General features: G+C 64.5%; 5 protein-coding genes. 2 read left to right on the top strand and 3 right to left on the bottom strand.

What is annotated here, in order from left to right; all coding sequences use genetic code 11:
* On the bottom strand, positions 1-1,052 hold a 1,052-nt coding region (locus tag OXT71_18330; GenBank protein ID MDE2928349.1), incomplete at its 3' end, for a 2-dehydropantoate 2-reductase.
* A gap of 4 nt (positions 1,053-1,056) precedes the next feature.
* The gene (locus tag OXT71_18325; GenBank protein ID MDE2928348.1) at positions 1,057-2,217 is read right to left on the bottom strand and encodes a sulfite oxidase; all 1,161 of its coding nucleotides are present in this window, start codon (positions 2,215-2,217) and stop codon (positions 1,057-1,059) included.
* A gap of 444 nt (positions 2,218-2,661) precedes the next feature.
* On the opposite strand from OXT71_18325, the gene ltrA reads away from it, so the two are divergent.
* Positions 2,662-4,221 carry a group II intron reverse transcriptase/maturase gene (gene ltrA / locus OXT71_18320; GenBank protein MDE2928347.1) on the top strand — a complete coding sequence of 520 codons (1,560 nt, stop codon included), beginning with the start codon at positions 2,662-2,664 and terminating at the stop codon, positions 4,219-4,221.
* A gap of 48 nt (positions 4,222-4,269) precedes the next feature.
* Here the strand turns inward: ltrA and OXT71_18315 are convergent, their stop codons facing one another.
* Positions 4,270-5,493 (bottom strand): tetratricopeptide repeat protein, encoded by a 1,224-nt coding sequence (locus tag OXT71_18315; protein MDE2928346.1) that lies wholly within the window; start codon positions 5,491-5,493, stop codon positions 4,270-4,272.
* Between the two features lie 199 nt (positions 5,494-5,692).
* Between OXT71_18315 and OXT71_18310 the strand changes: the two genes are divergently transcribed.
* Complete coding sequence (locus OXT71_18310) at positions 5,693-7,111, top strand: membrane dipeptidase (protein ID MDE2928345.1); 1,419 nt, start codon at positions 5,693-5,695, stop codon at positions 7,109-7,111.
* Positions 7,112-7,159 lie beyond the last annotated feature (48 nt).

Raw genomic sequence — 7,159 nt, 5'->3', positions numbered from 1 at the left:
TTCACCAGATTCACGAGCGGTTCCAAAGCGGGCATTCCGGAGGCGATCTCCTTTCGCTCAATCCGCTTCATGACTCGCCGAACCGCCTCGTTGACTGGCGTCGGGACCCCTTTCTTCCTTCCCTTTCGGACCACGAACCCGTTGAAGTGATCCACCTCCGTGATCCGCCCCTTCCAATGGTCCTGGAGCAGGGAAGTGGCGGCTGCGGGACTGATCCGTTCCGACATCCGGGCCAGCCGCCGGTCCATGGTCCCATCCCGGCCGCGGGCGGCGGCCAGAACCTGATCCGGCGTACATGGGCCCAGTACGCGATGAATCCCGTGTCCATGGGCACGGGCCACCAGGACCACCTCTTCCGCCAGACGGATCATGATCTTCCGGACCTCCGGCTCACCCAGGAGTGGCGCCGACCGCAACCCGGTGATTCCCGACAGTGCGTTGACCATGGCGCTGGTGGCCAGCTTGGTCCAGCGCATGGCCATGAGATCGCGGGTCGTCTTCGCCGGCCACACTGCATTCAGGTAACCGGCCACTTCCCGGGCCTTGCGATCGAAGGACCCCGCGTACTCTCCCACGTAGGCTCCCGGAGCGTTGAGATTGGAAGACCGGGAAACGGACTGGGTGGAGACCTGGATCCGGCCGGGAGCCTCTAGCACGGCGTTGATGAGGATGACGACACCTAGAATCCGGCCGCCGTCGACTCGCTGGGCAATGATCTCTTCGTTGATGCCGTTCTGCGTGCTCACCACCCAGGCCTGTGGTGACAGGTGCGGGAGCATCGTCTTCACGGCGGCGTCGGAGTCGTAGGATTTCACCGCCAGGAAGAGGATGTCGACGAGGCCGAGGCGGTCGAGCCGGCCCGGGTGGACGACGGCGGGACGATGGAGAACCGGTCCCTTCTCGTCTTCGATCCGCAAGCCCGAGTCCCGAATGGCTCGGAACTGCTCGGGCCACGGCTCGATCAGCGTAACGTCGTGTCCCGCGGCGAACATCCGGGCGCCGACCTGCCCCCCGATGGCGCCGGCGCCGAAGACCGCCAGACGTTTTCCCATTCGGTCAGAGGCGGATCCGCCGCCGGATCTGCTGGTTGGCTTCCCAGTAGGTTTTCTTCAACCGGATGACATCGTCTTCGGGCGCCGGCTGGACCCGTCCACGGGCGTCGACGGCCCGGGAGACCAGGGAGTGCTCGCCCGGCGCGGGATCGTTCCAGACATACGTCCAGAAGGTCCAGCAGTGGGGATGGTCCTTCCCCTCGCCCAACTCGGTCTCCACCCAAGCGCCGTCGTCCAGCTTGAGCTCCACCGCCTTCAAGGGGGTCCCGTCGTTCCAGACTGCGCCCATGACCCGGACGGACCCGCCATCCATGCGGGTCACCCGGGCCACGATGGACTTGAGATTCATGCGGCCCACCGAGGTTTCGCGCCAGATGGTCTCGCCGTCCCGCTCCTCACCGCGGATCGTGACGTAATCGCGCCCCATGAAGCGGCTCAGGAATTGGCGGTCATGGACCTCGACCCGCCAGAGCCACTTGACCCAGGCCACTCCATACCAACCGGGTACCACCAGCCGGAGCGGAGCGCCGTGGGTCTGGCTCAGCGGTTTGCCGTTCATCTCGTAGGCCAGCAGGACCCGGTCCCGAAGGGCCTCCTTGACCGAAAGACTGCGCCCGAAATTCTGCTCGTACTCGTTGCCCCGGATCTCCTCCTTCCCGCGGTCCACTCCGAAGAAGACCACCTCGGTGGCCTCCGGGCTCAGACCGCATTCCTCAAGGACCGGGCCCAACCGGGTTCCGCTCCAGCGGGCATTCCCGACGGCCCCCATGAATCGCTCCGAGGCGCCGTTTCCGGAGCACTCGAGGGTGGCGGTGTAGTGACTCTTGGGACGGGCCTTCAGGTCCTCCAGGGTCAACGAAAGGGGCTGGTTCACGAATCCGCCGACACTGAGCCTCCACTTCGCCATGTCCACTTCGGGGATCCCGTAGTGCTTGACGCTGAAGAAGTCCGACGCGGGCGTGATCCAGGACTCGAGCTGTTCCCACTGGACCATGGGCCGGTCGGGATTCACCGGCTGGGGATCCAGGAAGGGCACCGCGGTCTCTCCCGCCTCCATGGGAGGCAGCACGAATCCGAGTACGGAAGGGTGAAGGAGGGAAGCGCCGGTCGCCGCCAAACCGCCGCGCAACCACTCGCGTCGTGAAAGGGATCGTCTGTCTCTCATAGCATTTCTCCGTCAGTTCCGGATTTCGGTGGGTACAAACTCATGCTAGCAGCACCTCTCGCAACCCGCCACGCCAGGAGGGGGGACTGTGCGCCAGGCTAACTGGTGCAAGATAGGCGGTGAAAGTCCGCTGAAACGAAGGACTAACCATCCGCGTTTCTCCGCGAGCCGTGCGTGGGCGCTCGTGAGGGCGTCGGCGAAGCGTCGGTAGCGGTGCGTGTGGGCGGGGCCAATGAGCACCGAAAACTCCAAGCACGGAAGCGCCGAGACTGTAGTCCCGGTCGAAGGCAACACCGGCTGGGCCGACAAGGTGAGGGCCAGCCGGGCTCCGCGGTGTCCAAGAACTCAGGCACGCACGCACATCTTGTATCGGGACCTGGGAGGGCTTCATTTCGCCCTGGTGGTCGAACCGGGGCCGCATGAGAAAGGAGCAACCCGAACCTCATGATGGACGAAACGAAGCAATCGGATTCATCCATAGTAGCGATGAAGCGGGCGAACAAAGGGGGGAGACCTTCGGCGGAGTCCGTGGAGCGAAGGGGTGGAACCAAGGGGAATTCGGTTCGCCACAGCACGCGCCGGACGCAGAGACGGGGGAGCGTGTCCCAGGCGGCGGACCGGATACGGCGAGCGATCGCGAGAAACCCCAAGGAGCGACTGACCGCGCTCTTGCACCATCTCACCGTCGGGGCACTGCGCCGCGCCTATCTCGGACTGAGAAAGGACGCCGCGCCGGGGATCGACGGGGAGCGGTGGGAGGAGTACGGGGCGAAGCGGGAAGAGCGTCTGCTGGACCTGCATGGCCGCGTACACCGGGGCGCGTACCGAGCGCCGCCCGTCCGGCGGGTGCACATTCCCAAGCCGGACGGACGGACCCGACCGCTCGGAGTCGCCGCCCTGGAGGACAAGATCCTTCAGAAGGCGGTGGTGGACGAGCTCCTGACGCCGATTTACGAGGCGGAGTTTCTCGGGCTCAGCTACGGGTTCCGGCCCGGACGGAAGGCGCATGACGCGCTGGATGCCTTGGCCTACGGGATCGAACGGCGAAAGGCCAACTGGATCGTGGACGCGGACATCCGCACGTTTTTCGATGCCATCGACCGGGAACAGCTCATGCGGTTCGTGGAGAGAAGGATCGGAGATCGGCGGGTGCTGCGACTGGTTCGCAAATGGCTGAACGCCGGGGTGATGGAAGACGGGACCTGGTCGGACTCGGGGAGAGGGACGCCTCAGGGCGCGATTGTCTCCCCGGTGCTGGCGAACGTGTTCCTGCACTATGTGCTGGACGAGTGGTTCCATCGGACGTGGCGCCCGCGAGTTCCCGAAGGGGAGGCGATTCTGGTGCGATATGCGGACGACTTCGTGGCCGGATTCCAGAGACGGGCGGACGCCAAGCGGTTTCTCCGAGACCTGGGGGAACGGTGCGCCGAGTTCGGGCTGGAACTGCACCCGGAAAAGACGCGACTGGTGGAGTTCGGGAGATTCGCGGCAGCGAATCGACGGCGACGCGGGGAGCGGAAACCGGAAACGTTCGACTTCCTGGGATTCACGCACTATTGCGCGAAGACCCGGAAGGGGCGATTCCGGCTGGGGCGCAAGCCAAGCGCGAAACGGATGAACCGGACCCTGCGGCGAGTGGGGAAGCGGCTGTGGAGACAACGGCACGCGGATCACTGGGAGGTAGGAAAATGGCTGGGACGAGTCCTGAACGGCTGGCTCAACTATTTTGCGGTCCCGGGGAGCATGCGCTGGCTGCAAAGCTTCTGCTATCGGCTGCAACGGCGATGGCTGCGAGTGCTGCGCCGCCGATCCCAGCGCGACCGCTTCAGCTGGGGACGGCTGCGACGGATGGCCAAGCTGCTTTGGCCGTCCGTGAAGATCCGTCACCCGTGGCCGGCGCAACGGTTTGGCTGGCGGTCATTACCCAAGGTAGGAGCCGTGTGCTCTAACGGGCACGCACGGATCTGTGCGGGGGGTGGCAGGAAACTGCCGTCCCTACCGTGACGTTAGTCCCCCCGTGACGCGGGGGTTAACAACCCCCGCTCCTAACTCTTATCTCCTCATTTTTCCCGTCAATTCCCGCGCCTTGGCGCCATGGAAGCGGGCTTTGTCGAAGGCTCCGCTGGACTGGTAGATCTGTTCCAACAGCTTGTGATGCTTGGGATCCTGATCGTTCAGTTCCAGCGCCCTGCGCGCCATGGGCTCGGCGTCGCGCACCCGTTTTCGGTAGAGCAATGAGAGGGCCTTGATGAAGGGCCCCGAGGGGTCCGTCGGGTCGGCCCGCATGATCCGATCGGCCAGGGCGCCGGTCTGTTCCAGGTTGCCCCGTTCCATCTCCAGCCGGGCTGCCGTGGAGAGCAGGCCCGGGTCCTGGGGACAGGCGTTCAAACCCCTTGCGGCGGCGTCCCAGGCCTCCGGGTGGCGCTGGTTCCGGCGTTCGACCAAGGCCATCAGGAGAAACGCCTCGCAGTTCCGGCCGCCCCGGTCCAGATAACGGCGGAGGTGCGTGCCGGCATCAAAGAGATTCCCCCGCCTGAAGCTGAGCTTGCCCCGGCCGAAACCGGTCAGATGGGTGTTCGGCTCCAGTCTCTCCGCGCGGGCGTAGGCATCCAGAGCCGCCCGCTCATCGCCGATTTCCAGGTTCGCGTCGCCCAGGTCGGCGAATACCTCCGCGCTGGCCCGCGGCGAGGCGGACATCCAGCGAAGGGTCTTGAGGCGTCCGCGCAGATGGGCTCTCCGGCGGTGGTTCCTCAGCACCGCCTGGCCTTCTGCCTCCTTGCCCTGGCGCAGGAGGCTGGTTCCCAGATTGAAGAGGATGTTCTCGTGGCCCGGATTCAGCCGCAGGACCTTTCGGAAGTTCCGTTCCGCGGCGGGGTGCCGGCCCTCCTTCAGGTCCAGTTCCCCCAGGTGGAAGAGAGCCGTCGGCTCCTCGGGCCTCAGTTGAAGCACCAGCTCCAACTCCCGGCGGGCGTCCGGGTCACGGCCCATGCGGAGGTACGCGACCCCGAGACTCAGTCTCAGCTCCCACCTGTCGAGACCCTTGTCCAGAGCCTTCCGGAAATTCCCGACAGCTTCCGGGTAGTTGCGAAGGGAGGTCTGACAGATGCCGGCCAGATAGTGGATGACCGGCGACGGGTTGGGAGCCTTCAGCAGTTGCTCGAGGTCGGCCAGCGCCCCCAGGTAGTCCTGGTGCAGCTTCATCTTCTCCATGGCGCTGTCGGGCGACGGTTCCGGCTGGCTCCGGATTCCTCCCGCGAGGCAGAAGACGACTGCCATACAGGGGAGGAGCCTGGAGATAGCAACAGGAGGAGATGCGATCACGTCTTCTGTCTCCGGTCCAAGGAGCACCGGCACGACGCAGGATACCATGACCGCCGGGTTCTTCCGTTTTTCTTGGGGCTCCGGATCCGGCCCCGGACGGGCGATTCTCCAGGTCTCGTAGTAGACTGACCGGGAATTACGGGAGGGAATTGAGATGACATTGCAGTCTGCGACCGATCGTCGGCGGTTCTTTGCTCAGATGGGAGCCCTGTCGTTGCTCTCCCAGGGCCCGCGCGGGAGTACTCAGGCGATGGCGGCGGCCAAGGAGTATGCCGATCTGGCCACGCGCAGATTCAGAAAACATATCGAAGGCGCCAGAAATGCCATTCTGGACGAGATCAAGCCGACCCCCGCCCAGTTGGAGCATGGCCTCGAACTCCACCGGGAATCCATCGTCTGCGATCTCTATGGAGGGTCCAATCCGGTTCATGTGACCGGGTTCTACTCCGAGTCGATGAAGGCTTGGGCGCTCGGCGTCCTGGACCGGGAGCCGGACCCGGAGCGGAAACGGAAGCTGTTCATATCCACCGTCCGGCCGCAGATTCAGAAATGGCGCGCGCTGGAGGTGGTTCACGATCCCGGTTTCCAGGCCAACCACCGGTTGGCGTGGGAGACTTCCCAAGTCGACCTGGGTCTCGCCGATGTGGCCTGGGCTCCCGAGGGTGAAGGCGAGCGGTTCTCCCTGGAGTACCTGGCCAGCGAAGCCTACGCCTTCGACCATCTCGACTATATGGAGAAATTCCTTCGAGTCGAGGACCTGGAGGGATTCAAGAAGGAGGGAAAGCATGCCGTCATCTGGCACGTTGGCCGGCCCGACGCCTGTTTTGCCGGTCCTCACATCAAGGACCCCATCAAGAATCTCGATTTCTACTACGCATTCGGCGTTCGGCACTGCCAGTTGACGAACAGCACCCGGAACCAGGTGGGAACCTCCCATTATCAGGAGGTGGACACGGGTCTCACCGAAATGGGGGAAGCCGTGATCCGGCGCATGAACGAGCTGGGCATGATGGTGGATCTCTCCCACTGCGGTACGCAGACGACGTTGGACGCCATCCGCGCGTCGCAGGAGCCGGTGCTCATCAGCCACACGGCTTGCCGCGCGCTGTCCCGCGGCGGCAAGAGCCCGAACCGAAACGCCACCGACGAGGCGATTCGAAATACGGCCGGCAAAGGGGGCATGATCGGGATCATCACGGTGCCCAATCTGTTGGGCGGATTCGGGGCGGAGAGCGTCTATTGGCACCTGGACCACGCCATCAAGCTGGTGGGGGTGGACCATGTTGGGCTGGCCTCGGATCAGGGTCCCATGGGCCGGGCCGTGCAGGCTCCGGAAATCGTCGAGATCCTGAAACCCCGAGAGTTTCTAGCCACCGGTTTCAAGGGCACGAAGACCTACTGGGAGTGGGAGACCGGGCCCCGTCCTCTGTCCTTGGTCAATGCTCCCTATCTGACTGTGGGGCTGGTGGTGCGAGGCTACTCGGACGACGATATTCGAAAGATCATAGGCGGCAATTTCCTCAGGGTGGCCGGGACCATCATGGACAAGCAGCCCCGGGGACGATTGACCTGATTCGAAATTGAGCCGCGGCCGTCCGGACGGGCTCGGCGGCATTGGGAG

Source organism: Acidobacteriota bacterium (genome assembly GCA_028874215.1).
GTDB lineage: Bacteria > Acidobacteriota > UBA6911 > RPQK01 > JAJDTT01 > JAJDTT01.
This window is presented reverse-complemented; position numbering and strand designations above follow the sequence as displayed.

Excerpts from the sequence above, each read along its gene's own strand:
- OXT71_18325 (MDE2928348.1), bottom strand. The coding sequence starts at position 2,217 with ATGAGAGACAGACGATCCCTTTCACGACGCGAGTGGTTGCGCGGCGGT.
- ltrA (MDE2928347.1), top strand. The coding sequence starts at position 2,662 with ATGATGGACGAAACGAAGCAATCGGATTCATCCATAGTAGCGATGAAG.
- OXT71_18315 (MDE2928346.1), bottom strand. The coding sequence starts at position 5,493 with ATGGCAGTCGTCTTCTGCCTCGCGGGAGGAATCCGGAGCCAGCCGGAA.
- OXT71_18310 (MDE2928345.1), top strand. The coding sequence starts at position 5,693 with ATGACATTGCAGTCTGCGACCGATCGTCGGCGGTTCTTTGCTCAGATG.